23 protein-coding genes are annotated in these 24,240 nt (G+C 49.0%); 2 read left to right on the plus strand and 21 right to left on the minus strand.

Annotated elements, in window-relative coordinates; translation table 11 throughout:
- Positions 1-59: 59 nt before the first annotated feature.
- The 4 genes from DP091_RS02905 to lpdA all read right to left on the minus strand — a co-directional run bounded on the left by DP091_RS02905 (position 60) and on the right by lpdA (position 5,102).
- A complete protein-coding gene (locus DP091_RS02905) occupies positions 60-1,466 on the minus strand; it encodes a dihydrolipoamide acetyltransferase family protein (protein WP_113056983.1) in 1,407 nt (468 codons plus the stop codon).
- 17 nt (positions 1,467-1,483) lie between these two features.
- Positions 1,484-2,470, minus strand: coding sequence for an alpha-ketoacid dehydrogenase subunit beta (locus DP091_RS02910; protein WP_113056984.1), 987 nt, complete (start codon positions 2,468-2,470; stop codon positions 1,484-1,486).
- A gap of 3 nt (positions 2,471-2,473) precedes the next feature.
- Positions 2,474-3,502, minus strand: coding sequence for a thiamine pyrophosphate-dependent dehydrogenase E1 component subunit alpha (locus tag DP091_RS02915; RefSeq protein WP_113056985.1), 1,029 nt, complete (start codon positions 3,500-3,502; stop codon positions 2,474-2,476).
- A gap of 178 nt (positions 3,503-3,680) precedes the next feature.
- Positions 3,681-5,102, minus strand: a complete 1,422-nt coding sequence (lpdA, locus tag DP091_RS02920; RefSeq protein ID WP_113056986.1) for a dihydrolipoyl dehydrogenase — start codon at positions 5,100-5,102, stop codon at positions 3,681-3,683.
- Positions 5,103-5,259: 157 nt separating this feature from the next.
- On the opposite strand from lpdA, the gene DP091_RS02925 reads away from it, so the two are divergent.
- Positions 5,260-5,565 (plus strand): DUF2627 domain-containing protein, encoded by a 306-nt coding sequence (locus DP091_RS02925; RefSeq protein WP_113056987.1) that lies wholly within the window; start codon positions 5,260-5,262, stop codon positions 5,563-5,565.
- A 63-nt stretch (positions 5,566-5,628) separates the two neighbouring features.
- Here DP091_RS02925 and DP091_RS02930 read toward each other — a convergent pair whose 3' ends face one another.
- From DP091_RS02930 to DP091_RS02955, 6 genes are all read right to left on the minus strand, one after another.
- Positions 5,629-5,841 carry a hypothetical protein gene (locus DP091_RS02930; protein WP_113056988.1) on the minus strand — a complete coding sequence of 71 codons (213 nt, stop codon included), beginning with the start codon at positions 5,839-5,841 and terminating at the stop codon, positions 5,629-5,631.
- Between the two features lie 68 nt (positions 5,842-5,909).
- Positions 5,910-6,797 (minus strand): NAD-dependent epimerase/dehydratase family protein, encoded by an 888-nt coding sequence (locus DP091_RS02935; protein WP_113056989.1) that lies wholly within the window; start codon positions 6,795-6,797, stop codon positions 5,910-5,912.
- 243 nt (positions 6,798-7,040) lie between these two features.
- On the minus strand, positions 7,041-8,015 hold the full coding sequence (locus DP091_RS02940) for a glycoside hydrolase family 43 protein (RefSeq protein WP_113056990.1): 975 nt from the start codon (positions 8,013-8,015) through the stop codon (positions 7,041-7,043).
- 80 nt (positions 8,016-8,095) lie between these two features.
- Positions 8,096-9,007, minus strand: coding sequence for a carbohydrate ABC transporter permease (locus tag DP091_RS02945; protein ID WP_113056991.1), 912 nt, complete (start codon positions 9,005-9,007; stop codon positions 8,096-8,098).
- Positions 9,008-9,061: 54 nt separating this feature from the next.
- Positions 9,062-9,937 carry a carbohydrate ABC transporter permease gene (locus DP091_RS02950; RefSeq protein WP_113056992.1) on the minus strand — a complete coding sequence of 292 codons (876 nt, stop codon included), beginning with the start codon at positions 9,935-9,937 and terminating at the stop codon, positions 9,062-9,064.
- Between the two features lie 83 nt (positions 9,938-10,020).
- On the minus strand, positions 10,021-11,262 hold the full coding sequence (locus DP091_RS02955) for an extracellular solute-binding protein (protein ID WP_113056993.1): 1,242 nt from the start codon (positions 11,260-11,262) through the stop codon (positions 10,021-10,023).
- Positions 11,263-11,546: 284 nt separating this feature from the next.
- On the opposite strand from DP091_RS02955, the gene DP091_RS02960 reads away from it, so the two are divergent.
- Complete coding sequence (locus tag DP091_RS02960; RefSeq protein ID WP_113056994.1) at positions 11,547-12,449, plus strand: ArsR/SmtB family transcription factor; 903 nt, start codon at positions 11,547-11,549, stop codon at positions 12,447-12,449.
- A gap of 238 nt (positions 12,450-12,687) precedes the next feature.
- Here DP091_RS02960 and spo0A read toward each other — a convergent pair whose 3' ends face one another.
- The 11 genes from spo0A to folD all read right to left on the minus strand — a co-directional run bounded on the left by spo0A (position 12,688) and on the right by folD (position 24,231).
- Positions 12,688-13,491, minus strand: a complete 804-nt coding sequence (spo0A, locus tag DP091_RS02965) for a sporulation transcription factor Spo0A (protein WP_071223864.1) — start codon at positions 13,489-13,491, stop codon at positions 12,688-12,690.
- Between the two features lie 195 nt (positions 13,492-13,686).
- Entirely contained in the window at positions 13,687-15,021 is a 1,335-nt protein-coding gene (gene spoIVB, locus DP091_RS02970; protein WP_113056995.1) for a SpoIVB peptidase, read from the minus strand.
- Between the two features lie 100 nt (positions 15,022-15,121).
- Positions 15,122-16,861, minus strand: coding sequence for a DNA repair protein RecN (recN, locus tag DP091_RS02975; RefSeq protein ID WP_113056996.1), 1,740 nt, complete (start codon positions 16,859-16,861; stop codon positions 15,122-15,124).
- Positions 16,862-16,914: 53 nt separating this feature from the next.
- Positions 16,915-17,364, minus strand: coding sequence for a transcriptional regulator AhrC/ArgR (gene ahrC, locus DP091_RS02980; RefSeq protein WP_071223861.1), 450 nt, complete (start codon positions 17,362-17,364; stop codon positions 16,915-16,917).
- A 17-nt stretch (positions 17,365-17,381) separates the two neighbouring features.
- Positions 17,382-17,873, minus strand: a complete 492-nt coding sequence (locus DP091_RS02985; protein WP_113056997.1) for a hypothetical protein — start codon at positions 17,871-17,873, stop codon at positions 17,382-17,384.
- Positions 17,874-17,941: 68 nt separating this feature from the next.
- Entirely contained in the window at positions 17,942-18,814 is an 873-nt protein-coding gene (locus DP091_RS02990) for a TlyA family RNA methyltransferase (RefSeq protein ID WP_113056998.1), read from the minus strand.
- A gap of 20 nt (positions 18,815-18,834) precedes the next feature.
- Positions 18,835-20,742, minus strand: a complete 1,908-nt coding sequence (gene dxs, locus DP091_RS02995; RefSeq protein ID WP_113056999.1) for a 1-deoxy-D-xylulose-5-phosphate synthase — start codon at positions 20,740-20,742, stop codon at positions 18,835-18,837.
- Between the two features lie 108 nt (positions 20,743-20,850).
- Positions 20,851-21,726 (minus strand): polyprenyl synthetase family protein, encoded by an 876-nt coding sequence (locus tag DP091_RS03000; protein ID WP_373456884.1) that lies wholly within the window; start codon positions 21,724-21,726, stop codon positions 20,851-20,853.
- 22 nt (positions 21,727-21,748) lie between these two features.
- Entirely contained in the window at positions 21,749-22,009 is a 261-nt protein-coding gene (xseB, locus tag DP091_RS03005; RefSeq protein ID WP_009591232.1) for an exodeoxyribonuclease VII small subunit, read from the minus strand.
- Positions 21,999-23,369 carry an exodeoxyribonuclease VII large subunit gene (xseA, locus tag DP091_RS03010; RefSeq protein ID WP_113057000.1) on the minus strand — a complete coding sequence of 457 codons (1,371 nt, stop codon included), beginning with the start codon at positions 23,367-23,369 and terminating at the stop codon, positions 21,999-22,001. The genes xseB and xseA overlap by 11 nt, the downstream gene beginning before the upstream one ends.
- A gap of 1 nt (position 23,370) precedes the next feature.
- The gene (gene folD / locus DP091_RS03015) at positions 23,371-24,231 is read right to left on the minus strand and encodes a bifunctional methylenetetrahydrofolate dehydrogenase/methenyltetrahydrofolate cyclohydrolase FolD (protein WP_113057001.1); all 861 of its coding nucleotides are present in this window, start codon (positions 24,229-24,231) and stop codon (positions 23,371-23,373) included.
- Positions 24,232-24,240 lie beyond the last annotated feature (9 nt).

A 24,240-nucleotide genomic window follows, 5' to 3' on the forward strand; every position in this document is an offset into this window, starting at 1 on the left:
ATGAATGACGTCTGCGAACCTTCTTCCGAAGAATCAGTCCGCAGACGCATAGAAGAACATTAATAAAGCTTCGTATCCAGGGTATAACCTTCCAGGTTGTCTTTAACCCGCTGCAGGAATCTTCCGCAGATCACCCCATCCAAAATCCGATGATCGAGGGATAGACACAGATTCGCCATTGAACGAACAGCGATCATGTCATTGATGACCACAGGCTTTTTAACAATCGATTCAAACGTTAGAATCGCAGCCTGCGGATAGTTGATGATCGGATAGGACAGAATCGAACCGAAGGATCCCGTATTGTTCACCGTAAAGGTACCGCCCTGCATGTCGTCTAGCTTCAGCTTCCCTTCACGGGTCTTCCGTGCAAGCTCATCGATCTCTCTAGCCAAGCCGGCAATATTCTTCTGGTCGGCACGGTGGATGACCGGCGTCAGCACGGAATCCTCTGTTCCGACGGCCAGGGACAGATTGATATCGCGCTTCACCACGATTTTATCCACGGCCCAGAACGAATTCATGATCGGGTAATCTTTAATTGCGTTCACAACAGCTTTCAGCAAAAAGGCCAGGTAGGTCAGATTAACCCCTTCCTTACGCTTGAACTCGTCTTTCAGCTGATTACGCAGCAATACGATGTTGGTCACATCGACCTCAATCATCGTCCACGCGTGCGGAATCTCCGTCACGCTTTGACGCATGTTTCTGGCGATCGCATTACGCATCGGCGTAACATCAATAAAGTCTTCCGATCTTCCGCCCTCCATTCCTTCCACTTCAATGGTCGGAAGTTTCGGCGATTCCGTCAAATGCAGCCCGGAATGACGCACATCCGGAATGGCTGTGCCAAGGGGAGGCGACGGTTCCGCGGGCGTTTGATGCTGCAGCCCTTGGAACGGCGAAGTCCCGCTAGGCTGTATCGTTTCTTTTGGTGCTTGGGCGCTCTGGGCTGGTACTGCCCCGGCAGGAGCGCCATTGCCTTGAGCTGCCCCTCCCTTTTCAATATAAGCCAATACGTCTTTACGGGTAATTCTGCCGCCCATGCCTGATCCCTGTACTCGCGAAAGATCAATCCGGTGCTCGGCTGCCAGTGTTTGCACGGCCGGGGAATACCGGAAACGCATCGAACCCTCCACGCTGCCGCTTCCCTGATGCTGACTCACGGAAGGATTTGCAGCCGGCTGGGGCGAAGGATCTGCCCCTTGACCGGAAGCGACAGCGATCCGGCAAATGATCTCGCCAACATTGACGGTCTGGCCCTCCTGGGCAAGAATCTCTCCCATGACGCCGTCCAAGGTGGATGGAATCTCGGCATTGACTTTGTCGGTGATGACTTCACAGATCGGTTCGTACTGCTCGATGGCATCCCCCGGATTCTTAAGCCACTTGGCAATGGTCGCCGAAACAAGGGATTCTGCCAGCTGAGGCATCGTAACATCGGTCAATTTCTGATTTTGTGACATGCTCACACTCCCTGTCCTTAATAAAGCGCCAATTGACGCATGGATTCTTTGACTTTGTCCTTGTTAAGCATGAAGAATTTCTCCATCGGCGGGCTGATTGGCATAGCCGGTACATCCGGACCGCACAAGCGCATGATCGGGGCATCCAGATCATAGAGGCAGTGCTCCGCAATAATCGCGGCTACTTCCCCGCCGACACCGCCGGTTTTATTATCTTCATGAACGATCAGCACTTTACCCGTTGCACGCGCCGCTTCAATAATCGCTTCCCGGTCAAGCGGCTGTATCGTACGCAGATCCAGAATATGCGCGCTGATCCCTTCTTCCTGCTCGAGCTCTTCAGCAGCCTGCATGGCAAAGTGCAGCGGCAGACTGTAGCTGATCACCGTAATATCCGACCCTTCGCGCAGCAAATTCGCTTTGCCGATCGGTACAACGTAATCATCTTCCGGTACATCGCCAGTAATCAGCTTGTAGCATTTTTTGTTCTCAAAGAACAGTACCGGATCCGGATCGCGTATCGCAGCTTTCAGCAGTCCCTTCGCATCATAGGCCGAGAACGGCGCAACGATTTTCAAACCCGGCGTTCCGAAGAAAACCGATTCCGGGCACTGGGAATGATACAATCCCCCGAATATTCCGCCGCCGATCGGCGCGCGAATCACGATGGGACAGCTCCAGTCGTTATTGGAACGATAGCGGATTTTCGCTGCTTCACTAATAATTTGATTGGTTGCCGGGAACATGAAGTCTGAATATTGCATCTCGGCAATCGGCTTCATGCCATACATGGCCGCACCGATAGCGACACCGGCAATCGCGGACTCCGCGAGCGGAGTATCAAGCACCCTCATTTCGCCGAACTGATCCATCAAACCCTTGGTTGTTGTAAACACGCCGCCTTTAACGCCTACGTCCTCGCCTAACACGAATACGGACTCGTCACGCTCCATCTCTTCCTTCATGGCCAGGCGAATTGCATCGATATATTCCATTACCGCCATCTTTTACACGCCCCCTTCATCATCGGCATACACGTGAAGAAGCGTATCTTCAGGCTTCGGAAATGGAGCCAAGTCTGCAGATTCCGTCGCTTCTTTGATCTCCAGGTTTAATTGCGCAATCAAATCCTGATCGCGTGCTTCGTCCCAGAGCCCGCAGTCGACCAAATAGTTCTTAAAGCGGGCGACGCCGTCTTTCTTCCAGTTCTCTTCAACCTCTTCTTTTGTCCGGTACGCCAAATCGTTATCCGATGTGGAGTGCGGAGACAAACGGTACATCATGGATTCGATCAGTGTTGGACCTTCTCCGCGAATCGCACGCTCACGAGCTTCCTTCACGGCTGCATAGACCTCGAGCGCATCGTTGCCATCCACTCGAATGCCGGGAAATCCATAACCGAGCGCGCGGTCGCTTACCTTCCCGCTTATCTGTTTATGGAGCGGCACCGAAATGGCATATTGGTTATTCTCGCACATGATAATGACAGGAAGTTTGTGAACGCCCGCAAAGTTGCAGCCCTCGTGAAAATCCCCCTGATTGCTTGAGCCTTCGCCAAACGTAACAAACGATACAAAATCCTTCTTCTGCATCTTCGCTGCCAGTGCGATACCCACTGCATGCGGAAGCTGCGTGGTTACTGGGCTGGAGCCGGTCACAATCCGCAGACGTTTACTGCCAAAGTGTCCGGGCATCTGCCGTCCGCCGCTGTTGGGATCCTCGGCCTTTGCAAAAGCCGACAGCATCAGGTCCCGAGGCGTCATGCCCACTGCCAATACAAATCCATAGTCGCGGTAATAGGGTAAAAAGTAATCCTTCTCCCGGTCGAGGGCAAAAGCAGCAGCAACCTGACACGCCTCCTGCCCGATCCCGGATACGTGAAAATTAATTTTGCCCGCACGCTGCAGCAGCAGGTTGCGCTCATCGAATTTTCGCGCCAGCACCATATATTTGTACATGTCTAGCACTTGTCCGTCGGTCAGTCCAAGCTGCTCATGCCTATTGTTGTTTGCCGTAACCGTTTCATGTTCTTTCATGGAGATCCCTCCTTTATGTGAGCCATGACTTCAGGCTTGATCCTTAGCCTCGTAACCTAAGTTTAAAAGCATATTTGATCAAGTATTAAAACCTGGTACTAAGACTTGGCTTAATGTTATTATAATCCCTTTTTCGGCAAAAAGAAATGAGGGATTCCACAAAAGGATGTACTTATCCTTATAATCCGATGGCTCGTCCATCCACCGCAAGCATCGCTTCGCCGATGATTTCGGATAAGGAGGGATGGGCATGCACCGCCGCTCCCACTTCCCATGGAGTCGCATCCAGCACTTGCGCCAGCGCCGCTTCGCCGATCAGCTCGGTCACATGCGGTCCAATCATATGCACGCCCAGAATATCCTGCGTCTTCTGATCGGCAATGACCTTCACGAACCCTTCCTTCGTGCCGTGAATCAAAGATTTGCCTATCGCAGAGAACGGGAATTTTCCGATCCTGATCTCATGTCCGCGTTCCTTGGCCTGCTTCTCCGTTAGCCCGACGCTGGCTACCTCATGTCGGGTATAGATGCAGCGAGGGATCCATTCGCTTCTGTAGGCTTCCGTCTTCTCGCCTGCCATATGATTCACCGCGGCTATCCCTTCATGGCTTGCTGCATGGGCAAGCTGAAGACCCCCGATGCAATCGCCGATTGCGTAAATATGGGGCTCTGTTGTTTGCATATTGGCATTCACCACAATGAAGCCGTTCGCAACCCGAACGTCGGTATTTTCAAGCCCGATATTTTCAGTATTACCGATTCTCCCTACCGAGAGGAGCAGCTTGTCCGCTGACAATGTTCTGGTATCGCCCTTTTGCTCAATCGTGATGGACACGCTTTGATCCTGAATCTCACAGCTATCGGTTTGAATGGAAACGTTGGTGATAACCTCTACGCCTCTGGCAGTGAGCATCTTGGTCAGCTCTCGTCCAACCTCCTCGTCTTCGGCTGGCAGCAGATGGGGCGAAGCTTCAATAATCGTGACCTGAACGCCAAAATCATTCAGCATCGAGGCCCATTCCACCCCGATTACACCGCCTCCTACGATGATGATGGATGCAGGAAGCTCATCCAGCTGAAGCGCATGATCGCTTGTCAGTATATGTATGCCGTCAGGCTCTAGCCCCGGTAAGTGACGCGGACGCGAACCGGTTGCGATGATCAGATGAGAGGGAACCACGGTTTCCATCTCGCCGTCCGGAAGCTCAACCGCCACGGCCCCGCTGCGCGGAGAGAAAATGGACGGGCCGATAACCCTCCCTTTGCCCTGCACAACGGTAATTTTATTTTTGCGCATCAAATACTGAACGCCCTGGTGGAGCTGAGCGACGATACCGTCTTTGCGCTTCTGTACTTTGTCAAACGCTAGCCGGACCCCGTCCGTCTCGATGCCATAGCTCTCGCTATCCTTCATTTCCGCATACAGCTCGGCACTCCGAAGCAAAGATTTGCTCGGAATACAGCCGCGGTGCAAGCAGGTCCCCCCCAGTTTGTCCTGCTCGATGATGACCACATTTTTACCAAGCTGGGCTGCGCGGATGGCCGCAACATATCCACCGGTTCCCCCGCCAAGAATTGCTACATCACATGTTATAGCCACAAACGGCACCTCCATAATAAGTCCAGTTATACACTTTCATTGTACTCTCTTTTTTTCGGATTACAAAATCATCATCCATAATGGAAATAGACATCGCCCTATGAAAAAGGTATGATAAACGGTAGTTCATTACATCAGTCGCAGGAAGGAATCTTCTATGAGAATGTTGATTTCCCGCTTTATTGCCATCTTGATTTTGGTTATCCCGGGTTTTATGGCAATGAAGGGTTTCTTAATGATGAAAGATGCGGTTTTTTTATACATTTCCGTTCATGGGGATGACAGTGTGGCAAACCCTGCCTTCGGTTGGCTATCTTTTCTAGGCGGGCTGGCTCTGTTTGTCATTGGCATCGGATTCTTGGGCGGCTGGATACTATTCCGGGACCGCAAGCGAAATTACGTGGGACCAAGATTCAAAAAGAAGCGCCAAGCGCCGAAATCAGGAACGCCATCTAAAAGCTAATCCTTTCAAAAAAACACCGGGGAGCCCTCCCCGGTGTTTATCATATGTGCTGGACTCCGCCGTTTATTCCATCAGTGCATCCTTCAGTTTACTCGACATCCTCGTTTCTCTGGACGTCGCTTTCAGCGCGGTTTTCCGCAGGTTGAAATTTTGCTTCGTCAAAGCTTCCAACTCTTCATACATCGCATGGATTAACGTCCGGGCTTCCGGAGATAAGCCCCCCATGGCTTCTACCTCTCCAATACGCTCTTTCCATGCTGCCATCTTGTCACTCATGCTGATCTTCCTTTCAGGGCATTTCCCTCTTATCTTGCTTCTACATGATTAAGATCCTGCTGCTTTCGCTAGCGAACCTTCAAATCGGCGGACAATTCGGCAATCAATTTCGGCATCCAATCGCGCAAATCCCAGAATTCAAAGCCGGCAGCTGCCGCTCTGGCATGATCCATCGTCCAATCTCCCGGAATTCCGAACGGGGACATGTGCTCAGGTGCTGCCGAAGACTGCAGCGGTGCCGACCTTCCAACTTCCTGCTGGATCAGGCTCATCATTTCCCGAACCGAAATCGTACCGCTGGAGCAGGCATTGACCGGGCCCTCCAATTGAACTTGACCAGCCCATTCCAGGAAAGCGGCAGCTTCCTCGGCATGCACAAACGAGATTTGCGCGTCAGGATCAGGCAAACCAATAGCTTCTCCGCCCGCCGCATGCTCAATATGAAAATGCAGTCTTCGCGTATAATCATCCGGTCCCAGCACAATCGGCAGCCGGACAGCGGTAACGTTCAGGTTATGGCGACCGAATAATACCGCCTCCGCTTGGCGCTTGCCTTCCTTATAGCTGTAATCCCTGCTTTCGTTCATCATGACAGGGTATCTGTAAGGATCAAAGTCCTCTTCCCTCACCGGATGATCCGCAAAATCATAGACCGATAACGTAGAGGTCAGCACGTATTGTCCAATCCGTCCGGCAAAGATGTCTGCAGCTTGTCCCGCTTCTTCCGGAGTATAACATATATTATCGTACACGATATCAAAGTCCTGGCTTCCCACTGCCTGTTTTAAACCTTCCGGATCCTTTCGATCCACGGTAAGCCGCTCAACGGCACCCCCGAATGAATCCTGGTGATGTCCGCGCGTCAAAATCGTAACGGCATCGCCTTTAGCCAGCAGCCGGTTAACCAGCCTTTTACCGAAAAAGCGGGTCCCGCCCAATACTAATATCTTTGCCATTTATAATTCCTCCTTACCGGGAAATATGAATATCGGTTAATAGTACCGAACTTTATACATCCTTAACCATTACATAAAACGATCAGTCCTCTTTTCTCCATCCATATCGTAGACTCCTTCTTTTTTCCTATTTTATATTATGATGCTTATCTCCCGGAATGTAAAAAGCCGACCAAGCTGTTTAGCTCAGTCGGTCTGATGTTTGTAAATCGACTCGTTCTAAAACCCCAATTGCAAATTGAATCATGGCTTGGAGACCGGTGCATCATCCGCTCTCGGCACCCCGAAATTCGGCGTTCCGTCCTCGTTCCACCGGATGACCTGTACGCGCGTATGCCGATTTGGATCATAAAGAGGATCGCCCACAATCTCCTTGTAACTTCTTGCATGGTACACCAGAATGTCCTGCGAGCCATCCTCGGAAATCGTGAAGCTGTTATGCCCTGGACCATATTGGCCATTGGCTTCCGATGTCGTAAACACGGGTACCGGCGACTTGACCCAGGAGCTCGGATTCAGCAGATCACTGTCCTCATCGGCTGTCAGCAGCCCCATCGCATAATTGTGGTCCGTGGCGCTCGCGGAATAGGTCATGAATATTCGCCCGTTTCGCTTCAGAACGGCGGCCCCTTCATTCACAAGATACCCGATCTTCTCCCAGTCGTACTCAGGAACCGAGATGCATACCTGTTCCCCTGTAAGGGTCCATGGATTTTCCATCAATGAAATGTACAGATTGGAATTACCAGGAATGCCCGGATCTTTCTGAGCCCATACATAGTATCGTTTGCCTCTATGCTCAAAGGTTGTTGCGTCCAAGGCAAAAGATTCCCACTTCGTGATCACTTGCCCCTTCTCCACCCATTCCCCTTCGAGCGGGTTCGCCGAAACGTTCTCCAGTACGAACATGCGATGATCAAACAATCCGTCCCTCGTTTCTGAAGTATGGGCAGCGGCGAAGTACACATACCATTTGCCATCCAAATAATGAATCTCGGGTGCCCATATGTTGGCACTCATCAGGCCAGACTCATGCTTGCGCCAGATCGTAATTCCTTCAGCATCCGCAAGCCCATGTATCGTTTGCGAGCGTCTAAGCTCAATTCGGTCATACTCCGGCACGGAACCGGTAAAGTAATAATAACCATCGGTATGTTTATAGATCCAGGGATCGGCCCTTTGTTCAATCAGGGGATTTTTTATATATAATTCAGACATGGTGACGACTCCTATACCTTATAGTTTGACTTCCGCTAGCTTTCTATTTTTAATTGTTTCTACGAATTCAATCTTTCTTGCTATCCTTTGATGCCTGCGTTTAAGTTAATCGACTGCACAAAGTATTTCTGGGCAAACAGGAATAACAGCAGCGTCGGAATGATGGCCAGGATCGCAGAACCCATCAATTGTCCGATCATGCGGTAATTGCCGTAAATGTCCTGTAACAACAGCAAACCTGCTGTGACCGGCATCTTCTCCACATCGGTATACACGATGACGGGCCACAGAAAATCATTCCAGGAACCCGTAAATGAAAACAAGCCGCATACAATCAATACAGGTTTCATGAGCGGCAAAATAATAGAATAATAGATTCTAAAATCCCCCGCTCCATCCACGCGTGCCGATTCATCCAAATCCTTGGGAACGCCCATCATGAATTGTCTTACCAAAAAAATGTTCCCCATCCCGGCCAAACCTGGAATGATCATCGCCCAAGATGTATTTACCCATCCCAGCGCATCAATGATTTTATAAGACGGGATCAGATTCACTACCCCGGGAAAGAAGGAAATCCCAAGCAAGGTAAAGAACAAGGCATCTCTTCCCTTAAAGTTCATGCGAGAGTACCCATAACCTGTAATGGAAATGACAACGATCACGAGCAGCGTATGCATCGTTGCAATAAACACGGAATTCATCAACCAGCGCAGAATGGGCGCGGTCGACGTGTTTTGCAGGATCGAGACATAATTATCAAAAATCCAGCTGTCTGGCAGCAGTCTGAAACCGCTGGAAACCACCTCAGCCTGGGACCGAAAAGATGTGGTAATGCCAAATATGACCGGAATTGCCCATATCACACACAGTATGATCAGAAATGCGTAAGCTATATATTTTGACACGCTTATGTTGGATGAAGCCTTCTTCGGACCAGAGCGACCAAGCTTGGAATCCGCGTTTACTTCATGTATTACCGGGTTCGACATTGCACAGTACACCTACCTTTTATCGTTTCCGTCGTTTGCAAGCTGATCATGCCGCTAGGACGCGTTTCGGTTCATCACATAATACTGAAGGGCTGAAATGACGAGAATGACCAGTCCGAGCAAAACCGCCATCGCGGATGCCATACCCGCAATCGATTCCCCGTGACCGAAGGCCAGCTGCCGGATATACATCATCAATACGGTCGTGCTCTGTCTGGGTCCTCCGTCCGTCATCATTAATGGCTGACCGAATACGTTAAAGGCTCCGGCTGTCGTCATAACAAAGGTATAGATCAGCGGAAAACGAATGGAAGGCAGTGTAATGCTTGAAAATCTGCGGACAGGCCCTGCTCCATCCATCTCGGCCGATTCATACAAATCCTTGGACACTCCGCTTATGGAAGCCCGGTAGATAATCATGTTGCCACCGACTCCGCCCCAAACCGTAATGACAATGATGATCAGCCAGGCATAGGGCTGGTTGGCCGCCCAGACCGTTTCTGAGCCGAAAATATTATTCGTGATCCCAAGCTGCTTATTGAAGATTAAAGACCAGATCAGTGCCGCTGCCGAAATCGAAATGAGTCCGGGAATATAGAGGATGGACTGAATCACATTTTTCATTTTCACTTTTTTGTGTTCCAGCGATACGGCAATCATTAACGGAATGATGATTAATATAGGTACGCTTAGCACAACAAAGATGAGCGTATTTTTTAATCCATTCATAAATTGGGTATAGAAGGTGGACTCCGCGTCAAACAGAATCGTTTTATAGTTGGCCAAGCCAACCCATACAGGGTCATTAATCAGATTCCATTGTGTAAAGGAAGCATAGATTCCGTATAGGGTCGGCAATAGAATAAATACGATAAAAAGTATCAGATGGGGACCTACAAAGAAATAAGGCGTCAACGACTTCTTATTCATACCCTTTCATTTCTCCTTTGGAAAAGAAAAGTGTCTTGTTTAGCAAGGACACTTTTCTTTTTTTCAATCTGGTCTGCTGTCATTTACTTTGCAGCACTGTTGCCTTCCGCGATTTTATCCTCTACAAATTTCTGCATCGTCGCCAGGGTCTCGTCGATATCGACATTGCCTCGTACGATATCCGCTGCATATGTATCCACAGCCTCCGCTACGTATGGATAGTATTCGTAGGTATAAATGTACAAGGATTCGATTTCTTTTTCGTTGGAGGTAAAGAATGACTGAATATAATTACTGTACTCCGGGCTCTCAATGACCTGTTTACTCGCAACGATCTGTCCCGCTTTTGCCCACTCAATCGAGTTTTGGCGAATGAATTCCAGGAACTGGCCGATGGCCTGCTCTTTTTCATCCGCTCTCTTATCGTTCTTCAACATGGAGAATAAGTGCGAAGAGGCCCGGTTCGTATACTTATCAGCACTCGTCGAATAAATGTTCGTTACGCCAAAGTCCAATCCATCGACGGTTGCATGTGCCGTCGAGCTCCATGTGCCGTCAGTGGAAAATAAAACGTTTCCAGCTTGGAACATCAGATAGCCGTCCTCACCAAAAGGGGTCATCAAGCCTGCATCCGATATTTTCTTAATCTCCGTAAATGCTTGCTTCATGGCTTCTGTATTCACGGCCGGCTTGCCGTCTTGTTGAATGTCGCCGCCCAGGTTCTGGATTTGCGCCAACACAACCCAGCCCAATAAAGCATCATTGATAACGTAGTCGCCCTCATCCAACTTGCCTTGCAGCGACAAAATTTCATCAATGGTAACGACATCATCATCCAGGAAACTTTCAACATTGTATTTTTTGAGCAAATTTTTATTGTAATACATCGCATTGCTGTGAATATCAAGGGGTACTGTATATTGGGTGCCCTCTATGTTTCCTGTTGCCCAAGCCTGGGGTAAATAATTATCCGCTTTCAATTCTGGCTGAGCTTGCATGACTGCCGTCATCGGCTCCAACACACCTTGCTTAACGAAGTTGGGGACGCGGTCTGCGTGAATAATGGACAGATCAGGAACGCCTTTGCCTGAATTCAGAACTGTAGAAATTTTTGTATACATATCCGAAGTAATCACGTGCTTCACTTTATATTCAGGATTGGTGGCGTTGTAATCTTTCACTAGCTGATCCATGTAAGCCCCGTCATCACCTGTCAAAGGCGTCCAGAAGGTAATGGTGTTCTTGTCCCCGTTGCCACATCCCCCTAGTACCGCTACCGCTAACAATACAAGTATTAGTGAAACCCCCATTTTTTTCTTCAACAAACTCTCCTCCTATTACTAATCATTTGGTTAATCATTTACCGGCATGGATCATGAAAACGATTAACTTTGGTTCAGTATACACTCGTTTTGAAAACGGTGTCAATAACATATATATAAATCTTTGTTACTTATTTTTAGTTTGATTAACATTTACATTAATCATATAATTGAAAATTTGTTGTATTAAATACTTAGATTTATATACAGGTTAATAAAGCATGTGTTATGATGCATATAAGTTAATGAACCTGGTTTATGAAAAACTTGTTGAAAGAAGTGGTCATATGCAATTGGAAATAGACAAGTCATCGCTTGTGGTTTACGAGGCTTTGGCCAGCGAAGTTCGAATCAAGATTATTCAGCTGCTCTCCAAAAACAAAATGAATATCAAAGATTTGGCCCAAGAACTTCAAATCAGCAGTCCGATTGTGACAAAACATATTAAAAAGCTCGAAGATGCAGGCATTATCCGGACAGAAAAAGTACCGGGAAAATCGGGACAGCAAAAAATATCGATCCTGAAGGTGGATCATATCGAAATCAACTTCCCGAAAAAAATTTTTCATTCCTTTGCTTCATATGAGGCTTCCGTGCCAATCGGGCATTACACGGACTATGACCTGAAACCTACCTGCGGCCTTGCTACCGAGAAGGAATTTATCGGGCGGGTTGACGAACCTAAATATTTCATGGATCCTAAACGTGTGGATGCAGAAATCCTGTGGTTTACGGAGGGCTTTATCCAATACAACATCGCGAACTTCCTTCAAAAGGATGAAAAACTGCAGCAGTTCGAAATCAGCTTAGAGATTTCCTCGGAATTTCCTTTTTCCAATGATGTCTGGCCTTCCGATATTACTTTCTCCTTAAACGGGATCGAACTGGGTACATGGACAAGCCCGGGGGATTTCGCGGATACGAGGGGGAAGTATACGCCTGCATGGTGGCCGCACAACATCAACCAATACGGTCTGCTAAAAACAATACGAATTACAAGCCATGGTACTTATATCGATGGCGACCCGCTCTCTGCCGTCTCCATAAATGATTTGGATGCAACCTGTGATCGCTGGACCTTTCGAATTGAAGTGAAAGAAGATGCAAAGCACGTGGGAGGTGCCACATTATTCGGCAAGAAGTTCGGAAACCACGAGCAGGATATCCAGTTCAAAATGTATTATCTGTGACGCCGATCGAAGGTAGATAACACCGAAGGTTGTTCACCTGTTAGGTTACCTAAAGGAAAACAAACCAGCCGTTAATCCGGCTGGTTTGTTTTGTTGGAAGACCATGACAAACATAAAATCACTCCTTCACAGGCTACGATATCGCAACCAATAAAGGAGTGATTTCAATGTTCCGCGTAAGTAGATATTGAGGCAACCTCGTTCATTACCCCAAATCCCTTCCTCAGTCCTTACCCTTTCAAGAAACCTTATGCTCAATTCTCAGCTTGTCAGCGACCATCGCGATAAACTCGCTGTTGGTTGGCTTGGATTTGCTGATGTTGATGGTATAGCCGAACAAATGCGAGATGCTGTCGATGTTGCCGCGTGTCCAGGCCACTTCGATAGCATGACGGATCGCACGTTCCACGCGGGAAGGCGTTGTCTTGAATTTCTCTGCGATTGCCGGATACAACGTTTTGGTGATCGCACCAAGAATTTCGATATTGTTGTATACCATCGTAATGGCTTCACGTAAATATTGGTAACCCTTGATATGAGCAGGGACGCCAATTTCATGGATAATCGAAGTGATATTCGCGTCCAGATTTTTGCCTTTGCCCATGGGAACCACATTGGATTTCATACTTGTAAATGGAGCGCCTGACGAAATGCTGCTGGACGAGCCAACAAGTTGACGAATACGGCTGGCGAGCACCTCCATATCGAACGGCTTCAAAATATAATAAGAAGCCCCCAATTGCACGGCTCGCTGCGTAATATTTTCCTGACCAAATGCCGTAAGCATTATGACTTTCGGCTGCGGAGACAAATTCATATCGCGTAATCGCTCAAGTACGCCAAGTCCGTCCAAATGAGGCATAATAATGTCAAGGATCAGCACATCCGGTACTTTTCCTGATTCCTCAATCATGCTCAGTACTTCTTCGCCGTTATAAGCGATTCCGGAGACCACCATATCTTGTTGATCCGAAATGTATTCACCAAGCAGGTTTGTAAACTCACGGTTGTCGTCTGCCAATAATACCTCGATCTTTTGCAATTCGTGCTCCTCCTTTATCAGATCAGTTGTTAGTTTAGAACATTTTCTTGTGTATAAGGTTTTCGACATGTCCATTTAAATTCCTTCTGTCGAAAATTATTTTTCTTTATTTTTTTTTGAAGTTGATTTATAATTAAATATTTTGTTTCAAATTAATCTCTAATTCGTTATTTTACGACAAAAAATCTCAAGGCATTAACCTGCCTTAAGATTTTGAGGAGTTGATTCTGTAGATTGTAGTACGCCGGAGTCCTGAAGCATCCATTCAATAAAGCATCCATACCCCGATTTAGGATCATTAACAAAAACGTGCGTTACCGCTCCAATCAGCTTGCCATCCTGAACGATCGGACTGCCGCTCATCCCTTGTACGATCCCGCCTGTCTTCTTGAGCAGTCTCGGATCGGTAATACGTAGCACAAGCCCTTTCGTTGCGGGAGCAGCCTGCTTGGAGACATGAACGATCTCCACTGTAAAGCGTTCTACCTCCTGCCCTTCAACGACAGTTAAAATCTCTGCCGGACCTTCCTTGACCTCATGCGATAAGGCTACGGGAATGGGCTCCTGATACAGACCGTGTTCAGGAAGATTATTCATTTTACCGAAGATGCCAAAATGAGTATTGCGCTCGACATTGCCCAAAATCTTGCCGTCTTTTGTGAAGGTGGCCCTTTTTTCCCCCGGCTCGCCTTCTTCACTTCGACTAATGGATGTAACGTTGGACTGAACAATCTGACCGCTTCCAACATCAATGGGTGTTTGAGTATTCATATCGGTGATAACATGACCTAAAGCTCCGTAAACTTTCTGATGAGGCGCATAGAAGGTTAAGGTTCCAACACCTGCTGCAGAATCACGGATATACAGACCAAGGCGCCAGCTTTGATCTTCTTGATCATACGCCGGGCTCAGCTTTGTTGTCATTACTTTGCCGCCCCGCTTAAAGGAGATATCCAATGGCTTATTAGCTTTACCAGCGTTCTCGACGATATCAGCAACCTTAGTCACATCATTAAGCGGCTTTCCATCCATCGTGGTCAGCAGATCGCCAACCTTCAAGCCAGCTGCTTCTCCTGGAGACACTTTAGCGCCGTTTTGAACGCGTACCAGATGATGTCCAACGACCAATATACCGGAGGATTTCACTTTGACACCGATGGTTTGGCCTCCAGGAATGACCTTGAGCTCCGGGACCACCTTCACATGAACTGTCTTCAGAGGAATTTTACCAAATAATTTCAGGGTTACTTCCGCATTTCCGCTTTGCTGGGGGTTCAGCTGCAGTGGATGCTTTAGCGATACTTGAAGTTTTGACTCGCGGGAGCCGTTGAGCTGCAGGACATCCGGGCGATCAACTGAAGCGAGGGCTTGAACAGGCATGGCAACATCAAGGCGGGACTGCTGACCGGAAATCAATCTCAGCTCATTAGGCAATGAAGCAAAAGATTGGACAGGATCAGCAGATCCGATGAAACAAAGAAGGAAAGCAAGAACGAAACCGAGCAGTTTTCTCCTGAGGTTGGGCTTCAATGGCTGTCACGCTCCCTTTTTCTTCTTTCGCTTGACGAAAAGGTGGTCGCCAATTGCGTACCTTTAAGTTACCCTGCCCTTAAGGATTTATAACTGTCAATCATTGACCCAGAGCCGTTCTGGAAGCCTTTTGCGCTGCCGCCAGATTGAGCATTTCTTGGGCATGATGAAGTGTCTTTTCAGTGATCTCGACTCCGCCAAGCATTCGTGCAAGCTCTTTTACACGCCCCTCTTCAGTCAGGTTTTCTACTTGCGTCATCGTTCTGGAGGCTTCCAGCTTCTTCTCGATTAAATACTGATGATCCGCCATACAAGCGACCTGCGGCAAATGCGTAATGGAGAACACCTGACAGGTTTTAGCCAGCAAAAACAGCTTCTCCGCAATCGATTGGGCAGCCCTTCCACTGACACCTGTGTCGACTTCATCAAAGATTAAGACCGGTATTTGATCATGACGGGCAAATATACTCTTCATCGCCAGCATAATTCTGGACATTTCTCCACCCGAAGCAATTTTGGCAAGCGGACGCAGAGGCTCTCCCGGATTGGCGGATATGAGGAATTCGGCCGTATCCATACCTTGTCGGGTCAACCTTACTTTATGTCCTTCATATTCGTAACCGTTAGGATCCAGCTGCAGTTCCATGCGAACCTCAAGCGAGGTGCGTTCCATTTGAAGATCCTTTAGTTCTCCCTCCACTTGCCGTGCTAAATCTTGCGCACATTGCTTGCGGGCAATACTAAGCTCTTTCGCGCTAACCAGCAGCACCCTTAACAACTCGTCACGGCGCTGTTCCAATGCTTGTATAAACTCGTCCTTATTCTCCAGCATATCGGTTTCCTGCTGAATTCTCACGTAGTATTCCAGAATTTGCTCTACATTATCCCCATATTTTCGTCGCAATCCGGAGATCATATCTAAACGAAGTTCAATTTCGTTCAGCCGTTCCGGATTGAATTCAATGCTGTCGCGATAATCCCTGAGCTGGAAAACCGCATCCTCCAGCTGATAATACGCGGATTGCAGCTGCTCAACAAGCGGCTTTAACCCCTTCTCGTCGTAGCCGGACACGTCCTCCAATCTGGATAGGGCACGGCTGACCGATTCCAGTCCCGAAGATCCGTACAATAGGTCGTATGCTCCGGCAACGGAATCCATCATCTTCTCGCTATGGGACAGCTTGGTTCTCTCTTCGGACAATTCCTCATCCTCACCGGTTTTCAGCTCCGCAGCCGCGATCTCCTCCAGCTGAAACCGATACATATCCAGCATTTGATACGCCTTCTGGCTGGTCTCCTGCAGGTCCCTGAGCTCCCGCTCCACTTTGCTGAATTCGCCGTACAATTCTTGATATTTCCGTTTGGCAGGTCCTATAACCTTATCTCCGTATGTGTCCAGAAGACTCATATGCTGCTCTGAACGCAGCAAGCTTTGATGCTCATGCTGGCCATGAATATTGATGAGCTTTTCTCCAACTTCACGCAGCATGCTTAAATTAAGCAGCTGTCCGTTAATACGCGACGTGCTTTTCCCTTGAGATGTCAGTTCCCTGCGAATCAATAAATGCTCGTCCGGATCCGCTTCAACACCCAGCTTCTTCAGTGTTTTCCATACCGGATGCTGTGCAGGCAGCTCAAATAGAGCCTCAATCTCCGCTTTGTCGCACCCGTAGCGAATCAGCTCAGCCGAGCCGCGGCCGCCGGCAATTAATCCCAGCGCATCGATAATGATGGACTTACCTGCTCCGGTTTCCCCCGTCAGTACGTGAAATCCCGGATAAAAATGCACATCCACGCTTTCGACAACAGCCAGATTCCGAATGGATAGCGTGTTTAACATGTTTTTTCCACCTCCGCTACTGCTTAAAACTGCCAATGAGTCACAAATATTTATTACGAAATGAAGTTTTTGATTTGGGTAACCACATGTTCTCCGTCATCTTCCGTTCGGCAAATCAGCAATATCGTGTCATCGCCGCAAATGGTCCCCATGATCTGGGTCCACTCCATATTATCGAGCAGCACGGCAACGGAATTGGCTGTTCCAGGCAAGCATTTCATGACGACAAGATTACCGGTACGGTCAATGTAAACAAAATTATCGACAAGCGCTCTTTTGAGCTTCTGTACAGGGTTATAACGCTGATCTGTCGGCATGGAGTATTTATATCGCCCATCATCTGTAGGCACCTTAATGAGCAGCAGCTCTTTGATATCACGTGAAATCGTAGCTTGAGTGACCTGAAAACCCTCCGCACGCAATGCATCCACGAGCTCATCCTGTGTCTCGATATCCTGGTGGGTAATAATATCCCTGATTTTAATATGGCGTTGTCCCTTCATAAAGAGCCTCCTGAGTATTAACTGTTGTAATCATCCTGACCAATCCATTCTTCGTCCGACCAATCCATGCTTAAACGGTGAATCGACTTCTCGTTCACATCAATGTAGAGCAGACCGGCACATTCGGGATACAGCAGCAAAAACGGCATCAACCGATCGCGAATGCCCGAGCCCGTCCAGTCGACCGGCATCCGTTCTCGTGCCAGCTTCACCATGTACAGCTCACCACTGTCGTCGGATGCAATGTAATCGATAAACAACCGACTCAAGATGGGTCTATGCCCCGTATCAAATGACAAGTTTATTTTTACTTTACCCCCAACGACGTCATATCCTTCTTGTTCGAGCATCCCAATCGCTGGGTGATCTGGAATGTATTCATTGATCGGGATGCCCGGCAGTCGATCCGGTGATGGCGACATCAGCCAACGATTCAGCCTATAACCGATAAGCAAGGCTATGACGACACCAAGCAATATCATTAATAACCAATCATAACGCTCATTCATCCTCTCACCTCGAATTTTGTATTCGCGTATGAGAACATAAATTCCTCTTTTTCAGCAAAAGAAACCCATCATTTCGATGAGTTTCCTGTGAATGTATGAGCCGCTTGCGTTACGACGGTATCAATCCATTGATTCAAATGGACAGGTTCTTGTCCATCTCCATGAGTCGGTTCTTCCGAGCTGTCAGAAACCTCCGGCTCTAATCGCCAGTGGGCCAGGAATTCTATATTGCCTTCCCCTCCCGTAATCGGAGAGAATGTCAGGTTTTTTAATTTGAACCCAATTTCATCGGCAAAAGTCAGCACTTGCGTCAAGACTTCCCTGTGAACCTTCGGATCACGAACCACGCCGGACTTACCCACCTTCTCCCGCCCTGCCTCAAATTGAGGCTTGATCAGGGCAGCTACATCTCCCGGTTTACCCAGGAGCATCTTCAAAGGCGGTAAAATGATGCGAAGGGATATAAACGAAACGTCAATGCTGGCAAAATCAGGCTGAGGGCCATTCAGATCGTCCGGCGTCATGTAGCGGAAATTCGTTCGCTCCATGACACACACGCGTTCATCGTTACGGAGCGACCAATCCAACTGGTTATAACCGACGTCGATCGCATACACATAACTGGCCCCGTGCTGGAGCGCGCAATCCGTGAAGCCGCCAGTCGAAGAGCCGATATCCAGCATCGTGCGCCCCTTCATATCGATGTCGAATGAACGAATCGCTTTCTCAAGCTTTAATCCTCCACGGCTGACATAGGGATGAACCGAGCCTTTGACTTTCAGTTCGGACGTCCTCGGAATTTTCATGCCGGCTTTCTCAATCCGCTCGGTTCCGGCATAGACCAGACCCGCCATAATCGCGGCCTTCGCTTTTTCGCGACTCTCATAATATCCCTGCTCCACGAGCAGGACATCAATTCGTTCTTTCTGAGATGAATCCATATTATACTCCCGATGGTTTACTAAGACATAAAACTTCTCTTGCCGAGCCCGGCTGTCCGGGCATTCTTCAAGCTCCGGATCTCCTGACAAACCGATTCCAATGTCAGCCCTACTTCTTCACGCTGCTGCGGTATGCTGCCATGCTCGATAAACCGGTCTTCAATCCCCATTAAAGATACGACCGCATCATGGATTCCCTGCTCCGCAAAAAACTCCAGAACCGCGCTGCCCATACTACCCGCTTGAGAAGCTTCCTCCAAGACCAGCATGGATGTCCCCGTCTCTGCCAGATTCCGCAGCATGCCTCCATCAAGGGGTTTAAGGAAACGGGCATTTACGACTTCTACCGCAATGCCTTCCCGCTTGAGCTGCTCTGCAGCTTCCTCGGCCAACTGAACCATAGGACCGGATGCCAGAATCGCGTATCCTTCTCCGGGACGAACGACTTCCCAAGTCCCGATAGGGATCGGTACCAGCTCGGTGTCCATTGGAACGCCGCGCACATTGTTCCGAGGGTATCGGTAAGCGATAGGTCCCTCATTATAATCGAGCGCTGTTTTCATCATATGACGAAGCTCGTTCTCGTCTTTTGGCATCATAATGACGATATTCGGGATATGACGCATGAAGGCTACGTCGTATACCCCTTGATGGGTTTCGCCATCCGCACCGACAAAGCCGGCACGGTCAATCGCAAACATCACGTTGGCGTTATGGCGGCAAATATCATGCACGATTTGGTCGTACGCACGCTGCATGAACGTGGAATACACCGCAAATACAGGCTTCATGCCTTCCATTGCCAATGCTGCGCACAAGGTCGCGGCGTGCTGCTCGGCAATCCCCACATCGATCATACGATCAGGGAATTTCTTGCTGAACGGGATCAAGCCGGAGCCGCCCGGCATCGCCGGTGTAACGGCGACGATTCGCTCGTCCTGTTCTCCCAGCTCAATCAGCGTCTGTCCGAATACTTCCGTGTACATCGGATTTCCTACCGCTTTAAGGACTTGGCCGGATTCAATCTTATAAGGCGTGATTCCATGCCATTTATGAGAATCGGATTCAGCCGGTCGGTATCCCTTGCCTTTGGTCGTTACGGCATGAATCAGAACGGGTCCATCCACATTGTCGGCCTGCTTTAACGTATCGATCAGTTTGTTCAGATCATGCCCGTCTACAGGGCCCAGATAGGTAAATCCGAGCTCCTCGAATAAAACGCCCGGAACCATCATATATTTAAGGCTGTCCTTCATCTTCTCCGCCGTCTTGGCCAGTTTGCCGCCGATGGCGGGAATTTTCTTCAGTAGTATTTCAACTTCGTCCTTGGCACGAAGATAATAACGATCAGATCGGATCTTGCTTAAGTAGTTATGCATGGCACCCACGTTCGGCGCAATCGACATTTCATTGTCATTCAGGATGACCATCAGCTTTTTCTGCTCGTGGCCAATATGGTTGAGCGCTTCAAACGCCATGCCGCCGGTAAGGGCCCCGTCACCGATCAAGGCGATCACCCGGTTGTTCTCACCTTTCAGATCACGCGCCATCGCCATACCCATTGCAGCAGACAGCGAGGTGCTGCTGTGCCCGGCTTCCCAGACATCATGCTCGCTTTCGGAACGCTTTACGAAGCCGCACAAGCCTTTGTATTTACGGAGCGTATCAAATTTATCCATTCGTCCGGTCAAGATCTTGTGTACATAGGCTTGATGGCCCACGTCAAATATCATCTTGTCACGAGGGCTGTCAAAGCAATAGTGCAAGGCCAGCGTGAGTTCAACCACTCCCAGATTCGGTGCAAGATGGCCACCGGTAACGGACAGCTTTTCGATTAGAAAATGACGGATTTGTCCTGCTAAATCCTCGAGTTCGTCCACCGATAGATGTTTAAGTTGTTCGGGATGTTTGATATTTGGAAGAAGCACGAAGAATCTCCCCGCTTTCCTTGATTAAGTTTACGTTCTTTAGCTGATATGAATTCAGCCATTAACAGACATTATATCACAAAAAAACCGTTTGCATGTAAAGCGTGCTTAGTGATCCCGCGCCATCAGGAAATCCGCGATCTCCAGCAATCTGGAGGGATCATTGAAATTCCCTTCGGAAATGACCCGCTTGGCCTCTGCTGTCAGGCGCTCAACTTCACGCCTTGATGCGTCCAAACCGATGAAGTACGGATACGTTACTTTTTCCTGCTTCACATCGCTTTGTACCGGCTTCCCAAGCTTGGACTCATCCCCGACCAGATCCAGGATATCATCTTGAATCTGAAAAGCAAGGCCGATATGATGCCCGAAGGATCGCAAGGATTCTATCTGGGATTCCGAGCACCCCGCAATATGCCCGCCGGCCATCAGCGAGAACATGATCAGATCACTCGTCTTGTGCAGGTGAATATACTCAAGCTGCTCTAGCGTCGTTATCCCTTGTTCACCCTCCATATCGGCAACCTGTCCGCCTACCATCCCCCGCGGACCTGCATACTCCGCAAGATCCTCCACAATCGACAGCACCCGCTCAGCTGGAATACCATGCTTTCTGGCAGCCTGGATTACGCTGTAAAAGGCATGCGTCAGCAAGGCATCGCCGGCCAAAATAGCGCTCGCTTCGCCAAAAACCTTATGATTCGTTGGCTTGCCCCGGCGATAATCGTCATCATCCATCGCTGGAAGATCGTCGTGGATCAGGGAATATGTATGAACCATCTCAACGGCGCAAGCGACTGGAAGAGCGGCATCACGGTTGCCGCCTCCGGCCTCGCATGCCGCAATGACAAGCAGCGGACGCATTCGCTTGCCGCCTGCCATTAAAGAATACGACATGGACTGGCGAAGGGTTTCAGGAACTTTCCAACTTGACGGAAAAAGATTTGTTAACTCGCTATCCAGTCTGTCCCAAATCTCATTCATATATTGATGGATCGGAAGTCTGTTATTCACCCAGTTCACCTGTCTCATCCAGCGTCCCGCCAAAAGGCTTACGCTTCAGTTCTCCGCCTTCTTCCACGATCATTTCGATTTTTTGCTCAACCTGCTCCAGCTTTTTGCTGCACATCTGCGAAAGCTTCATGCCCTGTTGAAATAAATCGATCGCTTTTTCCAGCGGCACGTCTCCATCTTCCAACTGCTCTACAATCGTCTCGAGCTGCGCCATCGCTTCTTCAAAGCTGATCTCCAATGTTTCATTCGCCATTCTCTTCATCCTCCTTCATTCCCCACACTTGACACTGCAGCTGTCCGTCGCTGACCCTCACGTTAACCAAATCGCCTAAGTGAACATCTTCGATGGATTTGACAAGCTTTTGTTCTGCCTCGTCATACACGAGGCTATATCCTCTGGACATAATTTTCAGCGGACTGAGCGCATCGAGATGCCTCATTTCGGTTTGCAGCTGCGATACCTTGGATTTCATGATCGACTGCATCGCATTCATTAACTGCCGGTTGGCCTGATCTTTTCTTCTCGCGGCAAACTCCGCTTGGGTTCGCGGATTATACCGGATTAATCCCTGATGCAGTGATTTTTGTCGCTGTCGGACCAGGGATAACCGGGATTTGAGGTTGCCCTGCAGCCGCTGGGACAGCATGTCCAACCGTTCGGCATGTTGAAGCATATACCGTCGGGGATGAACCAGAACCGGGGAACGCTGGAGCGAAAATAAACGTTCACGACTCCGCTTAAGACGCTGCTGAAGTCCCTGGTTCAGCTGGCGCTGTCTTTGAACAAGCTGCCCCCTCAGTTCCGCGCTGCTCGGTACCGCAAGTTCAGCAGCGGCCGTCGGCGTTGCGGCTCGTAAATCTGCAACAAAATCGGCGATCGTAAAATCCGTTTCGTGTCCAACAGCCGAAATGACTGGAATATCGGATTGATAAATCGCCCTTGCAACGATCTCCTCATTAAACGCCCACAGCTCTTCCAGTGACCCGCCGCCGCGCCCAACGATAAGCACATCGGCCTCAGCCATGTCGTTCATCGTCCGAATCGCCTTCACGATCGAAGGAGCAGCCCCTTTGCCTTGAACCAGCACCGGATAAAGAATGGCTCTTGCCTGTGGGTACCGTCTCCGGATCGTAATCATAATATCCCGAACCGCCGCGCCCGTCGGCGAGGTAATAACACCAATTGTCTTGGGGTAACGCGGCAAAGGACGCTTGCGTTCGGCTGCAAACAAGCCCTCTTCCTCCAGCTTCGACTTCAGCTGTTCATATGCAAGGTACAAACTGCCGATCCCGTCGGGCTGCATTTGAACCGCATAGAATTGATATTGACCATCTCGTTCATATACCGACACATTGCCCCGGGCAATGACGCGCGAGCCTTCTTTCGGTATAAAAGGGAGCCTCTGGTTATGAGTCGCAAACATGATCGCACGAATTCGGCTGCCCTCATCCTTTAATGTAAAGTACATATGTCCGCTGGAGTGATGGGTGAAATTCGAAATTTCGCCGCGGATCCACACGTCGGAGAGCCTGGAATCGCCTTCCATTTTCATGCGGATATAACGGTTTAAATCCTTAACGGATAATACTCGTCCTGGATCTGCCGATTTCATATCAGCTCAACCCATTCAGCCTTTTGGCGGCTATCAAGGTATTCTGCATGAGCATCGTGATGGTCATAGGGCCCACCCCTCCAGGAACCGGAGTAATCGGACCGGACACTTCCTTGACGCTCTCAAAGTCCACGTCCCCGGCAAGCTTCCCGTTCTCCAAACGGTTCATGCCGACGTCGATCACGACGGCGCCCGGCTTCACATAGTTGGCATCAATCATATTCGCTCTGCCAATTGCAACGACCAGGATATCTGCTTGACGAGCGATTTCAGCTATATTCCCTGTTCGGGAGTGACACATCGTAACGGTGGCGTTCTCGCGCTGGAGGAGAAGTGATACCGGTTTGCCAACGATGTTGGATCTCCCGATTACAACCGCATGCTTGCCTGCAATCTCAATGCCTGTCCGCTTGATCATTTCAATCACGCCGGCAGGCGTGCACGGCAGCAGACTGTCATCGCCTATTACGAGGTTCCCCACGTTAACTGGATGGAAACCGTCCACGTCCTTTTCCACTGCGATCGCGTCAATGACGGCCTTCTCATGGATGTGCTTGGGCAAAGGGAGCTGGACCAAAATTCCGTGAATCGATTCCTGTGCGTTGAGCTTGTCCACGAGCGCCAGCACTTCTTCCTGGCTGGATTCCGCGGAAAGACGGTGTACCTCGGAATAAAAGCCCAGATCCTGACATGCCTTCTCCTTGTTGCGAACGTAAACATGTGAAGCCGGATCATCACCTACAAGTACAACAGCCAAACCAGGACGTACATTCTGCTTGGACAATTGTTCTACTTCTAACGCAATCCCCTTGCGAATTTCTTCAGAAATCTGCTTTCCGCTAATTATCGTTGCTGCTGTCATCCTAATCTC

Source organism: Paenibacillus sp. MDMC362 (assembly GCF_003269305.1).
In the GTDB taxonomy this organism is placed as follows: Bacteria; Bacillota; Bacilli; order Paenibacillales; family Paenibacillaceae; genus Paenibacillus_AQ.

Excerpts from the sequence above, each read along its gene's own strand:
- DP091_RS02905 (WP_113056983.1), bottom strand. The coding sequence starts at position 1,466 with ATGTCACAAAATCAGAAATTGACCGATGTTACGATGCCTCAGCTGGCA.
- DP091_RS02910 (WP_113056984.1), bottom strand. The coding sequence starts at position 2,470 with ATGGCGGTAATGGAATATATCGATGCAATTCGCCTGGCCATGAAGGAA.
- DP091_RS02915 (WP_113056985.1), bottom strand. The coding sequence starts at position 3,502 with ATGAAAGAACATGAAACGGTTACGGCAAACAACAATAGGCATGAGCAG.
- DP091_RS02925 (WP_113056987.1), top strand. The coding sequence starts at position 5,260 with ATGAGAATGTTGATTTCCCGCTTTATTGCCATCTTGATTTTGGTTATC.
- DP091_RS02930 (WP_113056988.1), bottom strand. The coding sequence starts at position 5,841 with ATGAGTGACAAGATGGCAGCATGGAAAGAGCGTATTGGAGAGGTAGAA.
- DP091_RS02935 (WP_113056989.1), bottom strand. The coding sequence starts at position 6,797 with ATGGCAAAGATATTAGTATTGGGCGGGACCCGCTTTTTCGGTAAAAGG.
- DP091_RS02940 (WP_113056990.1), bottom strand. The coding sequence starts at position 8,015 with ATGTCTGAATTATATATAAAAAATCCCCTGATTGAACAAAGGGCCGAT.
- DP091_RS02945 (WP_113056991.1), bottom strand. The coding sequence starts at position 9,007 with ATGTCGAACCCGGTAATACATGAAGTAAACGCGGATTCCAAGCTTGGT.
- DP091_RS02950 (WP_113056992.1), bottom strand. The coding sequence starts at position 9,937 with ATGAATAAGAAGTCGTTGACGCCTTATTTCTTTGTAGGTCCCCATCTG.
- DP091_RS02960 (WP_113056994.1), top strand. The coding sequence starts at position 11,547 with ATGCAATTGGAAATAGACAAGTCATCGCTTGTGGTTTACGAGGCTTTG.
- recN (WP_113056996.1), bottom strand. The coding sequence starts at position 16,861 with ATGTTAAACACGCTATCCATTCGGAATCTGGCTGTTGTCGAAAGCGTG.
- ahrC (WP_071223861.1), bottom strand. The coding sequence starts at position 17,364 with ATGAAGGGACAACGCCATATTAAAATCAGGGATATTATTACCCACCAG.
- DP091_RS02985 (WP_113056997.1), bottom strand. The coding sequence starts at position 17,873 with ATGAATGAGCGTTATGATTGGTTATTAATGATATTGCTTGGTGTCGTC.
- DP091_RS02990 (WP_113056998.1), bottom strand. The coding sequence starts at position 18,814 with ATGGATTCATCTCAGAAAGAACGAATTGATGTCCTGCTCGTGGAGCAG.
- DP091_RS03000 (WP_373456884.1), bottom strand. The coding sequence starts at position 21,726 with ATGAATGAGATTTGGGACAGACTGGATAGCGAGTTAACAAATCTTTTT.
- xseB (WP_009591232.1), bottom strand. The coding sequence starts at position 22,009 with ATGGCGAATGAAACATTGGAGATCAGCTTTGAAGAAGCGATGGCGCAG.
- xseA (WP_113057000.1), bottom strand. The coding sequence starts at position 23,369 with ATGAAATCGGCAGATCCAGGACGAGTATTATCCGTTAAGGATTTAAAC.
- folD (WP_113057001.1), bottom strand. The coding sequence starts at position 24,231 with ATGACAGCAGCAACGATAATTAGCGGAAAGCAGATTTCTGAAGAAATT.